This window comes from Rufibacter latericius (genome assembly GCF_003721515.1).
GTDB lineage: Bacteria > Bacteroidota > Bacteroidia > Cytophagales > Hymenobacteraceae > Nibribacter > Nibribacter latericius.
Window position 1 is genome coordinate 102,046 of sequence record NZ_RJJD01000003.1, and the last position, 19,224, is coordinate 121,269.

At 49.6% G+C, this 19,224-nt stretch carries 12 protein-coding genes and 3 tRNA genes; 8 read left to right on the forward strand and 7 right to left on the reverse strand.

Annotation, left to right across the window (positions count from 1 at the left end; all coding sequences use genetic code 11):
* Window positions 1-16: 16 nt before the first annotated feature.
* The 7 genes from EFB08_RS06080 to EFB08_RS06110 all read right to left on the reverse strand — a co-directional run bounded on the left by EFB08_RS06080 (window position 17) and on the right by EFB08_RS06110 (window position 9,588).
* Window positions 17-3,091, reverse strand: a complete 3,075-nt coding sequence (locus EFB08_RS06080; RefSeq protein WP_123126058.1) for a SusC/RagA family TonB-linked outer membrane protein — start codon at window positions 3,089-3,091, stop codon at window positions 17-19.
* An 11-nt stretch (window positions 3,092-3,102) separates the two neighbouring features.
* Window positions 3,103-4,020, reverse strand: a complete 918-nt coding sequence (locus EFB08_RS06085; RefSeq protein WP_123126059.1) for a carbohydrate kinase family protein — start codon at window positions 4,018-4,020, stop codon at window positions 3,103-3,105.
* Between the two features lie 12 nt (window positions 4,021-4,032).
* Window positions 4,033-5,370: a sugar porter family MFS transporter gene (locus EFB08_RS06090; protein ID WP_123126060.1), complete on the reverse strand. Its 1,338-nt coding sequence runs from the start codon at window positions 5,368-5,370 to the stop codon at window positions 4,033-4,035.
* A gap of 579 nt (window positions 5,371-5,949) precedes the next feature.
* A complete protein-coding gene (locus EFB08_RS06095) occupies window positions 5,950-8,748 on the reverse strand; it encodes a hybrid sensor histidine kinase/response regulator transcription factor (RefSeq protein WP_123126061.1) in 2,799 nt (932 codons plus the stop codon).
* Between the two features lie 428 nt (window positions 8,749-9,176).
* Window positions 9,177-9,250: transfer RNA gene (locus tag EFB08_RS06100), tRNA-Arg, on the reverse strand.
* 65 nt (window positions 9,251-9,315) lie between these two features.
* Window positions 9,316-9,389 (reverse strand) — tRNA-Pro (locus EFB08_RS06105).
* 111 nt (window positions 9,390-9,500) lie between these two features.
* Window positions 9,501-9,588: transfer RNA gene (locus EFB08_RS06110), tRNA-Ser, on the reverse strand.
* A gap of 282 nt (window positions 9,589-9,870) precedes the next feature.
* Here EFB08_RS06110 and EFB08_RS06115 point away from each other — a divergent pair.
* The 8 genes from EFB08_RS06115 (at window position 9,871) to bioA (ending at window position 19,215) form a co-directional block, all read left to right on the forward strand.
* A complete protein-coding gene (locus tag EFB08_RS06115; RefSeq protein WP_123126062.1) occupies window positions 9,871-10,839 on the forward strand; it encodes a VWA domain-containing protein in 969 nt (322 codons plus the stop codon).
* Entirely contained in the window at window positions 10,836-11,750 is a 915-nt protein-coding gene (locus EFB08_RS06120; RefSeq protein WP_123126063.1) for a tetratricopeptide repeat protein, read from the forward strand. The genes EFB08_RS06115 and EFB08_RS06120 overlap by 4 nt, the downstream gene beginning before the upstream one ends.
* 424 nt (window positions 11,751-12,174) lie before the next feature.
* Window positions 12,175-13,359 carry an acetyl-CoA C-acyltransferase gene (locus EFB08_RS06125; protein ID WP_193553961.1) on the forward strand — a complete coding sequence of 395 codons (1,185 nt, stop codon included), beginning with the start codon at window positions 12,175-12,177 and terminating at the stop codon, window positions 13,357-13,359.
* A gap of 71 nt (window positions 13,360-13,430) precedes the next feature.
* A complete protein-coding gene (locus tag EFB08_RS06130; protein WP_123126064.1) occupies window positions 13,431-14,756 on the forward strand; it encodes a toxin-antitoxin system YwqK family antitoxin in 1,326 nt (441 codons plus the stop codon).
* 370 nt (window positions 14,757-15,126) lie between these two features.
* The gene (gene bioB / locus EFB08_RS06135) at window positions 15,127-16,164 is read left to right on the forward strand and encodes a biotin synthase BioB (protein WP_123126065.1); all 1,038 of its coding nucleotides are present in this window, start codon (window positions 15,127-15,129) and stop codon (window positions 16,162-16,164) included.
* A gap of 9 nt (window positions 16,165-16,173) precedes the next feature.
* Complete coding sequence (locus tag EFB08_RS06140) at window positions 16,174-17,337, forward strand: aminotransferase class I/II-fold pyridoxal phosphate-dependent enzyme (protein ID WP_123126066.1); 1,164 nt, start codon at window positions 16,174-16,176, stop codon at window positions 17,335-17,337.
* The gene (gene bioD, locus EFB08_RS06145) at window positions 17,286-17,939 is read left to right on the forward strand and encodes a dethiobiotin synthase (protein WP_123126067.1); all 654 of its coding nucleotides are present in this window, start codon (window positions 17,286-17,288) and stop codon (window positions 17,937-17,939) included. Before EFB08_RS06140 ends, bioD begins: the two co-directional genes overlap by 52 nt.
* Window positions 17,929-19,215: an adenosylmethionine--8-amino-7-oxononanoate transaminase gene (bioA, locus tag EFB08_RS06150; RefSeq protein ID WP_123126068.1), complete on the forward strand. Its 1,287-nt coding sequence runs from the start codon at window positions 17,929-17,931 to the stop codon at window positions 19,213-19,215. The genes bioD and bioA overlap by 11 nt, the downstream gene beginning before the upstream one ends.
* The last annotated feature ends 9 nt before the right edge of the window (window positions 19,216-19,224 follow it).

Sequence of the window (19,224 nt, forward strand, 5' to 3'; positions counted from 1 at the left end):
TCTATTTTAGAAATTATTAGAATCTAACATTTAGGCCAGTGGTCAACACCATGGGGTTAGGATAGCCAAAGCCAGGGTTTTCAGGATCTATCCCGGTAAAGGACTTGCTTTTCAACAAAATACCCAGGTTGTCTCCACCCACATAAATCCGAAGTGATTGCACCCTAGCTTTTTTAAGCAATGCCCCACTGAACGTGTATCCTGCCTGCGCATTTCTTAACTTCAGATAAGAACCGTTTTCAATAAAATAGGTGGAAAACCGGGACTCAAAGTTGGCATCTGTCAAGGCAACCGCTGGGATGTCTGAATTTGGATTTGAGGGAGACCATGCATCCAATAGTCTTGTTCCTTTATTGGACCCGGTCTCAGACACACTCCAGAAATCAGTGGAGAACTTGAAATCATTGACCACATCTATCCCCGCTACCCCTTGCAGCAGGAAAGAGAGGTCAAAACCCTTATAACCAAAGTTGGCATTGATACCATAGGTGTAATCTGGGTGAGGTGTGCCGATCCAGGTACGGTCAAAGTCATTGATGACTCCGTCCTCGTTCACGTCTTTGTAGCGGATTCGTCCAAGCCCTTTGCCATTCTGATCTGCGTGGGCATCAAGCTCCTGCTGTGTGCGGAAAAGACCGTCTGCCACATAGCCAAAGAAGGAATTGATGGGGCGACCCAAAATGTTCTGCCCTCTTCCGTCTCCACCGTAAGCATTCACTACCTCAGCAGGCAGTTCTGTCACCTTATTGCGGTAAGTGCTGATGTTTCCATTTAGGTTGATGGATAAATCACCAATAGTCGTTCGGTTGCCTAAGCTTAATTCAAAGCCTTTGTTTTCCATGGAGGCTCCGTTTACCCATTGGTTACCGCCTTCTCCTAAAGTGCCTATATAAGGAGGCAGCAGAAGGATGTCAGAAGTTTTCCTGATATAGTACTCAGCACTGCCATAGAATCTCTGATCAAGGAATTCAAAGTCAATGCCGTAGTTTGTCATGGTGCTTGCTTCCCACTTCAGATTTGGGTTAGCATTCTGCGTTAGTTTAAAACCGGAGGGCAATACTCCGCTTTTGCTGCCCGTTATATCATAGGCAGTATTAGCATAATCAGTATAGTAGAGGTTGTAGATGGCGTTGTTGGCGATCTCTTGATTTCCCGTCATCCCCCAGCCAAACCGTAATTTCAGGTCATCAAAGAAGGTAGTATTGTCCTTGATGAACCCTTCCTCGCTCAAGCGCCAGCCTAAGGAAAAAGCCGGGAAGGTACCGAAACGGTTATTTTGGCCAAACCTAGATGAACCATCTCTTCTGATAGTAACAGAAGCCAGGTATTTGTCCTTAAAGGAGTAGTTTGCTCTTCCAAAGTAGGAAAACAACACATACTTGGCGCCGCTGCCTCCGTTGTCTTTGTCACCTACCCCAGCATCCAAATACATGAAGTCATCGTCTTCCACTACAAATCCTTCCCTAGAAGCCCAAAACGAGTTGAAGTTGTCTACATAGTACTCTGTACCCACCAATGCGTCTACCCTATGGTCACCTTTTGCATAGTTGTAGTTCAGGGTATTGCTCCAGGTGGTTTTCACACTATGGCTCTGGTTGGTTTCCAGCCTGTTTTCCGGATTATTCAGGAATCCTGAAACATATCTCTTGCGATATCTCCGGTGCGAATAGTTGCCGTAGTCAATCCCCACATTCGTCCGGAAGACTAAGCCTTCCAGCAACTTAACGTCAGCGAAGAAATTCCCGAACAGTCGCATGAAGTCATATCCGTTCTGCTTGTTGTCTTCAATCAGGCGTACTGGATTCTGACGGTCATTCATTCCGCCAACCGGGCCGCCCCAACCTAACCCATTTACTGTTCTGACCGGCACCAGAGGCAACGCTTGCATCGCTTCGTTCATAGGGCTGGCACCAACCTCATTCGTTTTAGTCAAGCTAAGGTTCTGACCTACCGTGATCCTCCCTTTGAAGAATTTGTAGTCAGAATTCAGGCGGGCAGACAGGCGGTTGAATTCCGAAGTTTTAATAACCCCTTGGTTGTCAAAGTATCCTAAAGACAAAAGGTAGCTTCCGTTCTCTGTTCCATTGGAGAGGGATACATCATAGTTCTGGATTACCCCGGTACGGGAAATCTCATCGAACCAATCGGTGTTAGAGGCCCGCATGGTCTGGGCGGCATCTAGATATTCTGGCACTAAAACCTTGTTCAAAACAGGGGTTCCTGTTGCAGGATCAACACTCCAGTCAAATCTGTACTGGACACTATTCGCGTTAGGATCGCTTCCGTTGTTAATATGCGCTTGCCACAGGGCTCTACCATATCCCTCGGTATCTAGCATTTCAGTCCTGTCTGTATACCGGGAGATGGAAGAATAGACATTAGCGCTGATCTGGGCTACTCCGGCCTTTCCACGTTTGGTAGTGATAATAATTACTCCGTTTGCCGCCCGTGACCCATAAATACTGGCTGCCGAGGCATCTTTCAATACCTGTAGTGATTCAATGTCTGCAGGATTCAGTTCATGCATACCCGCTTTGGTAGGCACACCATCCACTATATACAAGGGATCATTATTATTGAGGGTACCTATCCCCCGGATACGCACAGTAGCAGGAGAGCTAGGTGAGCCATTTCCAGTCACAAACATCCCGGCAACCTGACCTTGTAAGGCTTTGATAGGATTCGCAACGGATTGCTTCTTCATCTCCTCCGTATCCACCACTGATACAGCTCCAGTTAAATCCCTCTTGCGTTCTGTTTGGTAACCGGTTACCACCACCTCTTCCAAAGCTTTGGCATCTGTTTGAAGCGTAATCTGCACGTTACTTCTGCCATTCACGGCTACTTCCTGAGATACGAAGCCAATGTAGGTGACTACCAGAACCGAGTTGCCTGGGGCTCTAAAGGAGAATTTTCCATCTAAATCGGTGGTTGCTCCCGTGGTAGTGCCTTTCACCACCACCGATACTCCAATGAGAGGTTCGTTTTTGTCTGCGGAAACCACTTGTCCGGTAATTTCCACCGCCTCCTGCCCCTTGGCAACTTGCGCCAAGCAAAGCAATAGAAGGAATAGGTGTAAGAATTTTTTCATATGGATTGAGGTTAGCTTTTTGGATGGAGTGATGAATGCTGCTTAGAAGGAGTCAAAGACGCTGGGGTAATCTCCTGAGGATCATATAAAGGAGTAGCTCCTCTTTGGGTAGCGACATAAGCCCCAATCAGGCAGGCCCTTTCCAAGGTTTCCGATAAGGGCTTTTGCTGGAAGTAATTGGTCAGGAAAGTAGCCAGGAAAGCGTCTCCGCTCCCTATGGTATCCTCAACTTCCACCTGAAATCCCTCATGCTCAAAGTAGCCCTCCCTGGTTAAAGCGGCCGCCCCTTCGTCGCCCCGGGTCACAATGACCAACTCTAATTCATATTGGTCTTTGATGGCCTGCATCTTCTGCGCGAAGTCTCCAGCGCTCCCAAGCCAACCACAGATCTCCTCCAGTTCCTGGTGGTTCATCTTCACAATGGTGGCAAGTCCCAGAAGAGCGAGCACCCGCTCAGGAGTGTAATGCGGTGGCCGGAGGTTCACGTCAAAGACCTTGGTTTTGGCGAGGGGCAAGTACTGCAGAAGGGTCTCCTGAGAAAGGGGGCTTCTTGCCACCAAACTACCATAGATGAAAACATCACTCTCCGAGATAAGGCGGGCAATGCGCTCTTCGTACTGGATGTAGTCCCAGGCAACCGGCTCCACAATCTTGTAAGTGACTTCATTGCGGTCCGAGATGTTGGCTTTCACAACCCCGGTTAAGTGGGTCTGCCCCGTCTGGATCCATTCTGTATTGATCTTCTGCTCTTCCAGAAACGAAATCAGTTCTTTGCCCAGGTCATCGTTGCCTACCCGGCTCAACACCACCGGGTCAAAGCCATTGTGGCGCAAGTTAATGGCCACGTTCATAGGGGCCCCACCGGGCAGTTTACCGCTGGGCAAAATGTCCCACAGGGTTTCTCCGAAACAAACTATTTTTTGCAGCATATAAGGTATGGCTTAATGGAAGACGACACTTTTTTCTATTTTCTCCAGGGAGGTTCCTTTGGTTTCGGGCATCATGCGCCACACAAACAGTAGCTGCAAAACCATCATGCCGGTAAAGATCATAAAGGTGTTTCCGCCCCCAAGGGTCTCCGCAATGTAAGGGAAACTGAAGGCAATGATGGCAGCCATGATCCAGTGGGTGAAGCTGCCCAACGCCTGACCCGAAGCACGCACTTGGTTAGGAAAGATCTCTGAAATAAATACCCAAATCACGGCTCCCTGAGAGAAGGCGAAGAAGGCGATGTACACAAACAAATAAATAGGAACGGCTATTCCGCTGAACTCCTCCAGGTAGAAGGCTTTGGCTACCAACCCCAGCGTGGCAATCAAACCCAGGGACCCGATGAACATAAGCGTGCGGCGGCCGAAGCGGTCAATCACGTTCATAGCCAGCAGGGTGAAAAGGAAGTTCACGAACCCGATCCCGGCGGAGGAAAGCAAAGCCGATTCCTGGCCTAGTCCTACCATTTCAAAAATGCGGGGTGCATAGTAGATAATGGCATTGATGCCTGAAACCTGGTTGAAGAAGGCAAACAGTACGGCCAGGGTGATCGGAAGAGAATACTTCTTCGAAAACAGAACCGGTTTGTTTCCATGGTCGTCCCGCTCCTGGGCAGACATCAGGATATCGGTCACCATCTGGTTGATGTTCGCGTCTGGGTTGGCGATCTGCAGGGTTCTTTTGGCGTCTTCCACCTTATTGGCCCGGTTGAGCAACAGCCATCTTGGGCTTTCCGGTACCATAAGAATAGTGACCAGGAAGATGATAGAAGGCACAGCTTGTATACCCAGCATCCACCGCCAGTCATGTTCCCCGATGCCGGCAAATGCATAGTTGGAGACATACGCCATCAGGATGCCGAACACAATGTTGAATTGGAAGAGGGCTACCAGTTTCCCCCTAGATTTGGCCGGAGCGATTTCTGAGATATACATGGGAGCCGTGACGGAGGAAACCCCTACCCCAATTCCTCCTAAGAACCGGAAGATAAGAAAGGTGTACCAGTCCGGGGCCAGGGCCGTGCCCACCGAAGCCAACAGGTAAAGCACCGCAATACCAAATAAGGTGTTCTTACGCCCGAACTTGTCTGAAGGAATGCCCCCGGTGAGTGATCCCAAGACTGTTCCTATTAAGGCAATGGCTACGGTGAGGCCATGCTCAAATACGCTCAGGTTCCACAGTTTCTGGATGGCCTTTTCAGCCCCTGAGATTACTGCGGTATCAAACCCGAACAAGAATCCGCCCAACGCTACCACAATGGACCAGAAGAATACTTTTTTGCTTACCATGGATGTGAATGTTTTTCTCAAAGGTATCTGCCCTCTCCTCCATTCCATTTCACTGGTTTCTCAAAAAGCATTCATTTTGTTACTTCAGGTTAAAACATTTCAACTTATTGATTTTCAATGTTTTAAAATATATAAACTTTAAATCTACTTTCATATTTGTAACACAGGTTACAATATTGATACATCACTTAACGATTTGAAGAACACCTGAAATCATGTTTTCCGGTTTAGGCCCTGTTTTTTGAAAAATGTGTAAAAACGAATGTGAACCAGGCACCCTTTTAGAAGTTCTTCAAAAGGCGGGCAATTCTCCTGACTGCCCAGTTGCTTAAAGGATTGTTTTTCAGAAAGCCATCGGCTTATTTTTGCTATCCTCAAAGTTCCCTATCTATAAAGCTCAGAAATGGAAGAGCAAGCCCTTGTGGTTGCCCTAACCTGATTTAGAAGCAAAGGGTAACCACAAGGGATTGCCCCTACTCTGTTCAACTTAAATAAAAAAGAAAGCCATTCTGTTTAAAGGCCGTTTTTATGAAAACAGTCCTTAAACAGAATGGCTTTTGAAGAGGAAATTACTTAGTTCTACACCAGATTCTTTTCTTTACCAGGCCGGGAAGATTTAAAATCGGAAGGACTCATATTGAAGTGGTTCTTGAAGGCCGTGGAGAAATAGGCCGGAGACGAAAAGCCCACTTCATAAGCAATCTCCGAGATATTCAGTTGGCTGTTGAGCAGCAGGTGCCGGGCTTTCTTGAGCCGCGTGTTTACGATGTAGTCATTGAGAGAATATCCCAGCAAAGCCTTCATCTTACGGTACACATGCACCCGGGACATGCCTAAGCCTTCGGCAATGTCATTGGCACTCAGGTCTGGGTTCTGGAGGTTTTTCTCTACCAAAGCGGCCACGTCATTGATGAACTTCTTATCCAGTTGTTTCGGTTGAGCCGTCTGGATTTTGGTATCAACGGCAATGGCGCTGTTGTAGTAGACTTTGAGCAGATCACGGTTTCTCAGTAGCCCTTTCACCCGCTCCAGTAAATACAGGTAACTGAAGGGCTTGGTCACATACAGGTCGGCCCCGGCTTGGATGCCGTCTATTTTCTGCTCCAAGCTGTCTTTGGCGGTAAGCAGGATGACCGGAATATGAGAGGTTCTCATGTCTTTCTTAAGCAGTGCGGTAATCTCCAGGCCGTCTTTCTGGGGCAAAGTAACATCGCAGATAATAAGGTCTGGAATGATTTCAAAGGCCTGCTGCAGACCGAAGGCTCCTTGCGGGGCATCTACCACATTGAAATCGGTGGCCAGGCGTGAAACCAGGAATTCGCGCAGTTCCTTGTTGTCTTCAATGACCAGAATAGTGTGCTCTTTTACCACTTGGGAAGACTCCTGAACTTGTGCGTCTGTGAATAGCTCCAGATCTGCATCCAGAACGCCTGCCATCAGAGGGGCACTTTGCTCAGCTTTTGAAGTTTCCAGAACAATCTCTTCTTCTTTTAGGTGCTCTTTTCCCAAAGGAAGGCTAAAAGTAAAACGGGTGCCTTCCCGTTCTTTGCTTACCACCGAGATTTCACCGTGGTGCAGTTTGATGAACTCTTTTGAAAGGGCTAACCCTAGTCCGGTACCTAGACTGGCATTATCTTCGGCGGTATAAAACCGGTCAAATGCATTGGCTACTTGGCTAGGCGTCATTCCCTTGCCGGTGTCTTCAACGGTAACCAGAACGTGGTTCCGGTCCTCAGACAACTCCATCAGAATGGTGATGCGTCCGTTTTCCTTCGTGAACTTGAAAGAGTTGGATAACAGGTTGAACAGGATTTTGTCTACCTTATCCTTGTCAAAGTAGACGTTTATTTCTTTCACCCGGGAGATGACCTTTAGTTGAATGTGTCGTTTGCGGGCTAACCGCTCAAAAGACTGCACCACCTCTTCCACAAATTTGACCAGATCACTCTCAGAGGCCTGAAGACGCATTTTCTTGCGCTCCACTTTCCTGAAATCCATTAACTGGTTCACCAGTTTCAATAAGCGCAGGGCATTCTGGCGCACCAAAAGCATGTCTTTCTTCAGCCCCATGGAGATATTGCTTTGCAAAGCATCCTCTACCGGACCCAAAATCAGGGTAAGGGGCGTACGGAATTCATGCGAAACATTGGTGAAGAACTTGAGCTTGGCCTCGTTCGCCTTCTCCGCCTTTTTGGCCATTTCGGCAATCTCGTTGCGCTGTTGTAGGATTTCGCGGTTCTTGGCCATCAAGGCCCGGTTGGTTTCATGCCTTAACCAAAGTGAATAGACCGCATAGGCTCCCAAAACAATAATAATCACCAGGCTTATAATGAGGATATACAGCAGGGTGCGTTGGTTTTTGTAAATCTTTATCTGTTCGGTGATTTTGTTCTGCTGCCGGTTTATATTCTCTTCCTGGCTCAGGATTTTATTTGACTGCTGTTTCATGATGTGCACGTTGCGCCCATCTATGACAGTAGAGTTCAATAAATTTTCCTTTTTGTAAGGCTGGTTGTGCAGGATATTGTACGCCAGTTGAATGATTTCCTCACCGCCCGTAGGGTAAAGAAAGGTGGCATCCAGAATACCGTCCTCCACCAATTGCAGGCCTCCATTTGGACCGGCAAGCCCATCAAACCCGATAAACTTAAGGCTATTCTGTTGTTTAAGGCCGTTAAGGCTCTCATAGGAACCTAACGCCATTACATCGTTATGGGCAAATACCAAATCAGCATCTGGGTGTTGCCGGTAAACGGCCGGGAAACGCTTTTTGGCTACTTCCTTTTCCCATTCACCTTTTACTTCTGCCACCACCTGAACATCCTGAAATTGGCTGATGGCTTCCAAAAAACCCCTGTGGCGCTCAATGGCCGGGGAAGAACCTTGCAGGCCCCAAACCTCAATGACCTTGCCTTTGCCCTTCAATAGGTTAGCGACATAGTCTCCCGCCAATTTCCCGATCTGGAAATTATCGGCTCCCACGTAAGCGCTGTAGGCGGAGGAACTGATTTTCCGGTCTACCAGAATCACCGGAATTCCTTTTTCAAAGGCTTCCTCCACAATGGGCGTAATCGGTTCAGATTCGTTGGGTGAGACAATGAGAAGATCAACTTTTTGCTCTATGAACTCTTTAATTTGCTTTACCTGAGTGGCACTGCTGTTTTTGGCGTCTTTGATCTGAAGTTTTAACTCTGGATGAAAAGATGTCTCCCGTAGCATTTCTCTGTGCATGGCTTTGCGCCAGGCATCTCCCTCGGTGCACTGGGAAAAACCAATGGTAAACTCCTTCGTTTCCTGGTCTTCGCTACAAGAAGAAAAACAAGAAACCAAGACCAACAAGAGTACCGTCACCCACTTATCAAAAACCAACTTTTTCATTTATTGGGTGTTTGCCTGCCTTATTTAGCGGATAATTTTTCAAAAAATCACCAAAAACTGTTTTCCTCCACAGAAAACCCAATGATTCCACTCCTAAAGTACGCCATTTTAAAGAATCTTCAAATTCCATCATCGGAGGGGTAGGCTGCCTTTTCCGGAACCGCGGATATATGGAAGAGATGTAAGATTCCAGGAAATTTACCCAAAGAAAGAGGCAGTGATCAAAGAAAAAGCAATGCCTGTTTTGGAGCTAGTTTCTGAAAATGGGTCAGAAACAGTTTAATTGAAATCAGCCGGAGGAAAAAAATAAGAGAAATGCGGGATGATTGGAAAATTAAAAACCAGAAACAGGCTTACCGAGTGTGCAAATTGCTTGCAAATAAAAAAGCCACTTACAAGTTTTAGCTTATAAGTGGCTGATTTTTAAGTGATCCCGTTTGGATTCGAACCAAAGACCTACTGCTTAGAAGGCAGTTGCTCTATCCAGCTGAGCTACGAGACCATCGAAACAAAAATGAGTAATGGAGAATGTCTTTGAAGTCATCCAACATTACTCATCTTTTTTCGTCGGGGTGGCAGGATTCGAACCTACGACCTCCACATCCCAAATGTGGCGCGATACCGGGCTACGCTACACCCCGAGTCTTGCAATTACAAAGGTACCAACTTCTCAAACTTCCGTTCTCCGTAATCGCGGTGCAAAGATATTAATTGAAGCTTTCTTTCCAAAATTAATTTTCAAAAAAACTTCGCGGAGAGAGGGGGATTCGAACCCCCGGTACCCTTTAGAGGTACGGCAGTTTAGCAAACTGCTGGTTTCAGCCACTCACCCATCTCTCCGGGCATCCCTTTCTGTTAAAGAGTGTGCAAATATAGCCGAACTAAAATGAGATTACCAAAGCAACCCCTGAAAAAATTTAACCTGTACCCCCCTTGAAACCACCATCAGCTTCTTGCACAACGGCTTAGCAGAGGAGATAAATTTAAAATTTATTTTAGGCCAAAGCGTTTTAGAAAAGAAAAAGCTCTTTTTGCCCTTGCTAAGGCTTTTTTATGCCCAAAACGCATTTGATTCTTTCTTTTTAACTTGCCGCTGCGTCTGAAAGCACCACTCCTACTTCAATGACCTGGTACCTGCCTTTTACTTCCATAGAGTTTTTCTTCTTCCTGCTATTTGGGGTGCTCTATGGGGGCTACCTTTACCGGATCAAGCGCCTGGCCCAACAATTCGCCCAAAAGGGCAACTCTATCTGGATAAAGGCGCTGGTGCGGAGCAGTTACATGGTTTTGCTGGTAGTAGCTTTATTAGGTCCCTCCTTCGGGGCGATGACCAAGGAAATCAGAACCAATGGTAAGGATGTATTCCTGGCCGTGGATCTGTCGCAATCCATGAAGGCCCAGGACGTGCCGCCTTCCCGGTTGGAAAAGGTGAAACTGGAGCTTCTGGAATTCATCCGGAACTCAAATGCCGACCGAGTAGGGCTCCTGGGGTTTTCCTCAGAGGCCTTTGTGTTAAGCCCGCTCACCTATGACCAAAGCGCCCTAGAACTGTTTATAGAATCCTTGAGCACCACCCTTGCTCCTCCAGAAGCTGCCCAGTTAGGACCATTACTGGAACTAGCCCAACTGAAATTCAGAGAATCGGAAACCAGCCGCGAGATGGAACGGTCCAAGATACTGGTGATCTTTTCCGACGGCGAGACTTTCGGGGAGAACGTGCAGGCAGGAGTGAACGCGCTCCTGAACCAAGGAGTCCGAGTGTACAGCGTGGGTATAGGAACGTACTCGGGCGGCAAGATTCCGGAGGGAAAAACCTTCAAGAAAGACCCCAGTGGAGAAATTGTGCTGACCAAACTGGAACCCGATGCCCTGAAAGAGGTGGCTCAACGTACCAAGGGAAATTACTTTGAGATAAACCAGAACCTGAGTGAGACCCCTCGCCTATTAAGTGCGGTGAACTCCGTAAAAAGTGAGCTGCGCCAGACCAAAGTAGTGGAAGTAGCCGCAAACAAATACCTGTATCCCTTACTGATGGCCCTTTTACTTATTGCCTTGGACGTTTTATGGACAATTCAGGTACTTAGGATATGAGATACTGGTGGTTGTTACTTTTGCTCGCCTCCTCTCCGCTGGAGAGCCTTCAGCGCATTGCGTTACGGAACCAGTATACCCAGGAAGCAGAAACCTCTTACAAGAAACAGGAATACCTGCGGGCGGCGGCCCTGTACGAAAAGGTGCGTCAGTATGAAGACGGAAAACCCCACGCTTCGGTGTTACTGAACCTGGCGCACTCCTATTTCCACCTGCACGAGTATACCCGGGCCTCTCCGCTGTACCGCTTGCTCCTGAAGACCAATGACCGAGACCTGCTTTCCACGGTGGCTACTCAGTTAGCCGTCATTGAGGCCGAGGAAGGAAATTACACCCATGCCGTTAATTTCAGCAAACAGGCCTTAAAAGCAGATGAAAACAACCTGGCGGCCCGCTACAATTTCGAGTTGCTCCAGAAGTACCTTATGTTGCATCCCGAGAAACGGCAGAACCAACGGATGCCTCCCAAGCAAAATCAAACCTCCCAGAAAGGACCCGGTGGTTCTCAGCAGCCCAACGCCTCTGGTGGTTCAACGGTAGGTGCTTCTAGCAGCCTTCCCGCCCCAGGCACAAACAACACACCGGCCGGAGGACCCGAAAAGGACCAGGGCAGCCCCGCCCAAAGAAACCAGATGGAGAACTTCGGTAAGGACCCAGGCTTAAACCAGGGACTCAGCGACGATGGAACAAAGGAAAGCAACTCCTCCGGCGGCAACAAGGGAAGCAATCAACAAGGTAAGGAGGAAGATGCCCTGCTTCAAACCCGTTATGAACGGCTACAGAAAATGCAACTAAGCCCCGAAAAGGCCCGCCAACTACTGGATGCTATGAGACAGGAAGAAGCCCAGTACCTGCAACAGGTTCCTCGCACGAAAACTAAGCAGACCAACAAAAACACTCCTGATTGGTAGGAATAAGGCTATCTGTTTTGCGCCTGTTTTTTCGAAAGTTAGCCAAAAACAGAAGCGGGTTCCATTAAAATAACTTAGGAGTTAGATGAGGAATTACCTACAAGATTATTCATCTTTTCGCCAAAGGCTTTGCTCATCATCAAAGTGAAAGTCCAAAGCAACAGCTTTAAAATACACCAACCTTCCCTTTTGCTAATTCTAAAAGAATACCAGCAGATAAATCTGTTTTAAGCCGCTTTTCTGGAATTTACCGTTTAAATAGGTTTACTTATAAGCTCTCTTTCATCCTCAATTCTTAAGCAATTTTACTTAAGCTGAACTTCATTCAAATAAAAACCACCGAACTCATTTACCCTAACAAGCGTTTGGTTTTTATCTGGAGAAACTCTAATTTCAAACCGATAATCTAGCAAACACTACTGATATGCAAGTGAAAGAAGTATACGTTATCTCGGCTGTTCGTACCCCCATCGGGAGTTTTGGAGGGGCTTTGGCCAGCCTGACAGCTCCTCAGTTGGGAGCCATCGCCATCAAAGGCGCTTTGGAGAAAGCCGGGGTAGACAAAAGCCTGGTACAGGAAGTGATCATGGGCAACGTGTTGTCAGCGAACGTGGGACAGGCGCCCGCGCGGCAAGCAGCCATCGGTGCCGGCCTGGGATACGAAGTGGAATGTACCACCATCAATAAAGTTTGTGCCTCGGGTTCAAAGGCCATCATGTTCGCTTCGCAGGCCATCATGTTAGGTCATAAAGACATCATTGTGGCCGGCGGAATGGAAAGCATGTCCAACGTGCCTTATTACCTGGACAAAGCCCGTTTCGGGGCGAAGATGGGCCACGGCCAAATGATTGACGGTCTGGTGAAAGACGGCCTTTGGGATGTCTACAATGACTATCACATGGGCAGCGCCGCCGAGAACACCGCCCGCGAACTGGGCATCACCCGCGAGATGCAGGACGAGTACGCCATCAACTCTTACCGTAAATCGGCGGCTGCCGCCAAAGCCGGTTTCCTGAAAGACGAAATCGTGCCTGTTGAAATCCCGCAACGCGGCAAAGATTCCATCTTCATCACCGAAGACGAGGAATACAGCAAAGTGAACTTCGAGAAAATCCCGGGTCTGCGTCCGGTGTTTGACAAAGAAGGCACGGTAACGGCGGCAAACGCCTCAACCCTCAATGACGGAGCCGCGGCGTTGCTGCTCATGAGCAAAGAGAAAGCCGAGGAACTGGGCGTAACCCCTATTGCCAAAATCCGTGGCTTTGCCGATGCCGAGCAGGAGCCTAAGTGGTTCACCACTACCCCGGCCCTTGCCATCCCTAAAGCCCTGAAAGTATCAGGCGTGACTCCGGATGAGGTAGATTTCTACGAGATCAACGAGGCTTTCTCCGTAGTTTCGCTGGCCAACAACCAAAAGTTGGGTTTGGAAGGCGGCAACGTGAACGTGTACGGCGGAGCGGTTTCCTTGGGCCACCCACTGGGAGCATCTGGTGCCAGGATCGTGACTACGCTTATCAATGTTCTGCACAAAAACAACGGTAAAATTGGGGTGACCGGCATCTGCAATGGCGGCGGCGGAGCCTCGGCCATTGTGCTGGAGCGGGTGTAAACCTTTTTGAACTATACTAATTCCAAAAAGCCTTACGTTATAAGTAAGGCTTTTTTTATTGTTTTGTATCCATGAAAAGGATTCTGTTTCTATTTGCGTTTTTGCTGCTCACCCTTGGTTTTAGACTAGAGTCCCAGGCCCAAATCCGTGTGGTCACCTACCATGATTCCCTGCAATCGGCGATCAAAGAGGTGTACTTCATAAAAGGCGCTGAAGACTCCGTGATGCATGGCTATTACCGCAAATACTATCCCACCGGAGAGCTGGAGGCCATGGTGAAAGTGGTGGAAGGCAAGCGCGACAGTCTCTACACCGAGTTTTTCCCCACTGGCAAACCCAAGCTGACGGTTCCCTACAAGGACGGCAAGAAGAACGGACCTTTCTCGGCGGTTTACGCCAACGGCAATAAACTTCAGGAAGGCCAATACGTGAACGATCTGCAGAGCGGACCTTTCAAAAGCTACTATGAAAACGGACAATTGAAACAGGAAGCCAACTTTGTGGCGGGTTTCCCCGAAGGCACCGTGAAAGAGTATTTCCCCAACGGCAAGCTGCGCTCCGAGATCACGTACGCTAAAAAGTCGCAAAGCGGGGTGGCGCGCACCTTCCACCCTAACGGCGAAAAGGAATCTGAGGCCAATTACCGCAACGGCATGATAGAGGGCGGCTACCGCACCTATTATGACAACGGCCAACTGGAAACCGAAACCATCAGCGAGGGCCCTACCAAACCTGCCAAATTCAAAACCTATTACCGCTCCGGCAAACTCATGACCGAGGGCAGCGTGGTGGCGGGCAAGCCCGAGGGCCCATCAGTAGCCTACTATGAAAACGGCCAGCGCAAAGCCACCCTCACCTACAGCAAAGGCTTACGCGTAGGCTTAGCTCAATCTTTTGACGAGAACGGGAAATTGCAACAGGAAATCCGGTACGGCAACGCCGAGAGAGACCGCAAAATCACCCGCTTCTACCCTTCCGGCACCATCGCCGCACAGGAAGAGTTCAAGGATAACAAACGGGTGGGTACCTGGCAGGAATTCCACGAGAACAAGAAGCCCAAAACTGTTGAACCCTACAAGAACGGCCGTGTCAACGGCGAACGCCTCACTTACCACGACAACGGCCAAATTGAATCCAAGGCGACGTATCTAAACGGCAAGATCGTTAGCACGCTCATCACCTACTTTCCATCCGGCAAGGTGAAATCAGAGACGCTGTACAAAGACGGCCTGAAATTCGGCACGTTCAAACAACTTTACGAGAACGGCAAAACCGAAATGGCCGGCACCTTCCGCAACAACCGGGAAACCGGCACCTGGACCTACTTCGATGAGAACGGCAAAGCCACCAAGAAAGTAGAATACCGAAACGGCCAGGTCATCGCAGACAAAAAGTAATTTGCTTGTTGATTGTTAGTTGCTGCTTTTTGTTTTGGGCCAGAATTCTGGAAAATAGGCCCAAAGCAGATGTAGCGGCGTTACCCTGTAAAGCCATGGTACCACGCAGCCGCAAAGGAAGCCATAGATAGAACCGCCTTTGCAACAGGAACCTTCAAAACCTTCTTTAAAAGAACCGCTTTACCCAAGAGGCAGGGCTGCGTTCCAAAGTACCACGCCATTACAGGGTAACGCCGCTGCATCTGTTTCAGGCCTGATTTTCAGAAAACAACCATAAAACCACTCCTTTTCCCCACATCAACCCAAGCGAAAATTTCTCCTATTCCATTTTCCGCCGTACTTTAGTCCCCTAAACAAGACTTTACAGACTATGACGGACGCCCTGAACACCGCCCCACTCCGCACGGATTGGACCATGGATGAAATTCGCGCCATCTATTATAAGCCCGTGTTGGAACTCATCGTGGAGGCCTCACAGGTACACAAAAAATTTCAGGCAACAGGTGAAGTGCAAGTCTGCACGCTCCTTTCGGTGAAAACCGGCGGCTGTCCCGAGGATTGCGCTTATTGCCCGCAGGCGGCCCGTTACCACACCGGCGTACAGGCGCATAAACTTCTCAGCAACGAAGTGGTGCTGGATGCGGCCCGCAAAGCCAAAGAAGGCGGTTCTACCCGTTTCTGCATGGGTGCTGCCTGGCGCGAAGTACGTGACAACCGCGATTTCGACCGCGTGTTGGAGATGGTGGAAGGCGTGAATGAGATGGGTCTGGAGGTTTGCTGTACCCTGGGTATGGTGAACGAGTACCAAGCCGAGCGCCTGAAAGAAGCCGGCCTTTACGCCTACAACCACAACCTGGACACTTCAGAGGAGAACTACAGCAACATCATCACCACCCGTACTTACGGAGACCGTTTAGGCACCATTGAGAACGTGCGCAAAGCCGGAATCTCTGTGTGTAGCGGTGGCATCATTGGCTTAGGCGAGACTGATGATGACCGTATTGCCATGCTCCACGTGCTGGCCAACCTGCCACAGCACCCAGAAAGTGTGCCGGTAAACGCGTTGGTGCCTGTTGAAGGTACGCCTTTGGCCGAGCAACCGCGCGTGAGCGTGTGGGAAATGGTGCGCATGATTGCCACCGCCCGTATTCTTATGCCGAAGACGATGGTGCGTTTATCAGCAGGACGGCAGGAAATGCCCGTGAGTGAGCAGGCTCTTTGCTTTTTGGCAGGCGCCAACTCCATCTTCTCTGGTGACAAACTCCTGACCACGCCTAACCCGGGCTTCGCCGATGACAAAGCCATGTTTGAGTTGCTGGGTTTAACGCCCCGAAAATCTTTCAAGGCCGAAACAGCCTGCGGCGGAACCGTTGATGCTCCAGCCGAAGCCGTAGTAGCTGCTGAATAACCTCTTGCCATGAAGGTTCCGGACCGTTTATTGCGTCAACTGGAGAGCAGAGCCCATCAAGGCACCCTGCGCCGATTGACTTCGCCGGCACCCAACCTGGTCGATTTCAGTTCCAACGATTACCTAGGCTTAGCAGCATCCACCGTTTTGGCCCGTCGCATTGCAGAAGAGATTGGGGAATTTCCGGCCCATGGGTCAACGGGCTCGCGGCTTTTAAGCGGGAATACTCAAAATGCCCAAAAACTGGAGGAAGAGCTCGCTCTTTTTCACGGGGCGGAGGCGGCGCTGCTGTTCAACTCGGGCTATGCAGCCAATTGCGGCTTCTTTTCGGCGGTTCCGCAGCGCGGCGATACCATCTTCTATGATGAGGCCAGCCACGCTTCCATGAAAGAGGGAATCAGGCTCAGTTTTGCCCAGGGTTTTCCGTTCCGGCACAATGATCTGGAGGACCTTCGAAGCAAACTGAAACGAGCGCAGGGGAACGTGTACGTGGCGGTAGAGTCGCTGTATTCTATGGATGGGGATTTCGCCCCGCTACAGGATCTGGTGGCTTTTTGCCAGGAACAGGGCTTGTACCTGGTGGTGGATGAGGCGCATTCCAACGGCCTGTACGGCGAAAAAGGCGAAGGCTTGGTTTCAGCGTTGAAGTTGGAGAAGCAGGTGTTCGCCCGCGTCATGACCTTCGGGAAAGCCATTGGGTGTCACGGGGCAGCAGTTGTGGGTCCGAAGGTTTTGCAACAGTTCCTGTTGAATTTCAGCCGGCCTTTCATCTACACGACCGCTTTGCCTTTGTCTTCCTTGGCCGCAATTCGGCAAGCATACGCCCTCCTTCCTGGTCTTACGTCCGAAAGACAACACGTACAGGAACTGTCTTCGCTTTACCAAACCCTTACCGGCGGTTTACCCTTTTCGGGGCCGATTTCTCCAAAACGGCCGCTAAACGGAAGCCCCATCCAGGCTTGGGAATTGGCAAATCCGGTAGCGCTTCGGCAATTGGCCCAACATCTTCAAACGGCGGGCTTTGATGTGCGGCCGGTCTTCAGCCCTACCGTTCCGACGGGCAAAGAGCGCCTCAGATTGGTGCTACATGCCTACAACACACCTGCGCAAGTACAAGAATTATGCAATCTGCTTTACCAGCACACCCCAAAAGATATTTCGTTACCGGCATAGGCACCGACGTGGGCAAGACTATTGCCTCGGCGGTCCTGACCGAAGCCCTGCAGGCGGATTACTGGAAACCCGTGCAGGCCGGCAACCTGGAAGACTCAGACACGCACACCGTAAAAAGTCTTATCACTAACACCCGAACGGTTTTCCACCCGGAGGCTTACCGGCTGAAGATGCCTGCTTCCCCGCACACTGCCGCTGCCGCAGAAGGTATCCGTTTATCCCTGGAGAACATGCACTTGCCTTCCACTACAAACCACCTGATTGTGGAAGGGGCCGGCGGCGTAATGGTTCCGCTCAATGACAAGGAACTGGTGCTGGATCTCATTCAGAAACTCCAACTAGAGGTAATTCTGGTATCCAGAAACTACCTGGGGAGCATCAACCATACCCTGATGGCCGTGGAAGTACTCCGGAGCAGAAACCTTTCCATTGCCGGCATCATCTTCAACGGAGAGCCAAATGCTTCCTCGGAGGAGTTTATCTTGAACTATACCCAGTTGCCCGCTTTCCCGCGGCTGCGGCAGGAAAAAAGCGTTGATAAGAATACGGTTTTACGCTACGCCTCCACCTTTCAGGAAAATTTGATTAGCCATGAACAATAGCCTATCCGCCCGCGACCAACAGGTCAACTGGCACCCGTATACCCAAATGCAAACCGCTCCTCCTCCCATTGGAATAGTGCGGGCAGAGGGCGCAGTTCTTTACGCCGAGGACGGAACAGAATACATTGATGCGGTTTCTTCGTGGTGGGTGAACATCCATGGGCATGCCCATCCGCACATCGCGGAGCGGGTTAGTCAGCAGTTGCGTACGCTGGAGCACGTCATTTTCGCAGGGTTTACCCACGCTCCCGCCGTGGAACTCTCCGAGCGGCTCCTGAAGCTTCTTCCGCAGAACCAAGCCAAGGTTTTTTACTCAGACAACGGTTCAACCGCCGTGGAAGTGGCCCTTAAAATGGCCCTTCAGTTCTGGCACAACCAGGGCATAAACAAAACCAAGATCATCGCGCTGGAAGGTAGCTACCACGGCGACACCTTCGGGGCGATGTCAGTGAGTGAGCGTTCTGTTTTTACCCGGCCCTTCCAGCAGTACCTGTTTGATGTGGAGTTTTTGCCCGTTCCAGTACCCGGAAAAGAAGAACAAACCTTGGCTCAATTAGAAACGCTGCTCCAACAAGAAGACATTGCCGCTTTCATCTTTGAGCCTTTGGTACTGGGAACCACCGGCATGGTCATGTATACCCCCGAAGTTTTAAGCAAGATGATGGCCCTGTGCCGCTCCCGGGGAGTTCTGGTGATTGCCGATGAGGTGATGACAGGCTTTGGCAGAACAGGCAAACGCTTCGCCTGTGACTATGTCAACGAAGTGCCGGATCTGATGTGCTTTTCCAAAGGAATCACCGGTGGTACCATGGCCTTAGGAGTAACAACTTGCTCTAAAACCATCTTTGACTCTTTCCTAAGCGATGACAAAACCAAAGCGCTCTTCCACGGACATTCCTATACAGCCAATCCGGTAGCCTGCGCCGCTTCATTGGCCAGTCTTGATTTGGTGGAAGATGAATCGTTTTTGGAAAACCTGGACAGAATCAGCGCCTCGCATTCAGCTTTTGCTCAGAGCTTGGTAGGTTTGCCCGGCATAAAGTCCTGCCGCCAAACAGGAACCATTCTGGCCATAGAATTTGAGGTAGGCGAAACAACTTATTTCCATTCGCTTCGGGACCAACTTTATAATCTGGCACTGGAGAACGGCGTGCTGTTGCGTCCTTTGGGTAACATTGTTTATGTGTTGCCGCCTTACTGCATCACCCAAGCCCAACTTGAAAAAGTGTACGACGTCCTTGAACAGATGCGTCAATTTGTAGTACAGGCATTTTAGCCTTGTTTT

Coding starts and splice junctions, on each gene's coding strand:
- EFB08_RS06080 (WP_123126058.1), bottom strand. CDS start 3,091: ATGAAAAAATTCTTACACCTATTCCTTCTATTGCTTTGCTTGGCGCAA.
- EFB08_RS06085 (WP_123126059.1), bottom strand. CDS start 4,020: ATGCTGCAAAAAATAGTTTGTTTCGGAGAAACCCTGTGGGACATTTTG.
- EFB08_RS06090 (WP_123126060.1), bottom strand. CDS start 5,370: ATGGTAAGCAAAAAAGTATTCTTCTGGTCCATTGTGGTAGCGTTGGGC.
- EFB08_RS06095 (WP_123126061.1), bottom strand. CDS start 8,748: ATGAAAAAGTTGGTTTTTGATAAGTGGGTGACGGTACTCTTGTTGGTC.
- EFB08_RS06115 (WP_123126062.1), top strand. CDS start 9,871: ATGACCTGGTACCTGCCTTTTACTTCCATAGAGTTTTTCTTCTTCCTG.
- EFB08_RS06120 (WP_123126063.1), top strand. CDS start 10,836: ATGAGATACTGGTGGTTGTTACTTTTGCTCGCCTCCTCTCCGCTGGAG.
- EFB08_RS06125 (WP_193553961.1), top strand. CDS start 12,175: ATGCAAGTGAAAGAAGTATACGTTATCTCGGCTGTTCGTACCCCCATC.
- EFB08_RS06130 (WP_123126064.1), top strand. CDS start 13,431: ATGAAAAGGATTCTGTTTCTATTTGCGTTTTTGCTGCTCACCCTTGGT.
- bioB (WP_123126065.1), top strand. CDS start 15,127: ATGACGGACGCCCTGAACACCGCCCCACTCCGCACGGATTGGACCATG.
- EFB08_RS06140 (WP_123126066.1), top strand. CDS start 16,174: ATGAAGGTTCCGGACCGTTTATTGCGTCAACTGGAGAGCAGAGCCCAT.
- bioD (WP_123126067.1), top strand. CDS start 17,286: ATGCAATCTGCTTTACCAGCACACCCCAAAAGATATTTCGTTACCGGC.
- bioA (WP_123126068.1), top strand. CDS start 17,929: ATGAACAATAGCCTATCCGCCCGCGACCAACAGGTCAACTGGCACCCG.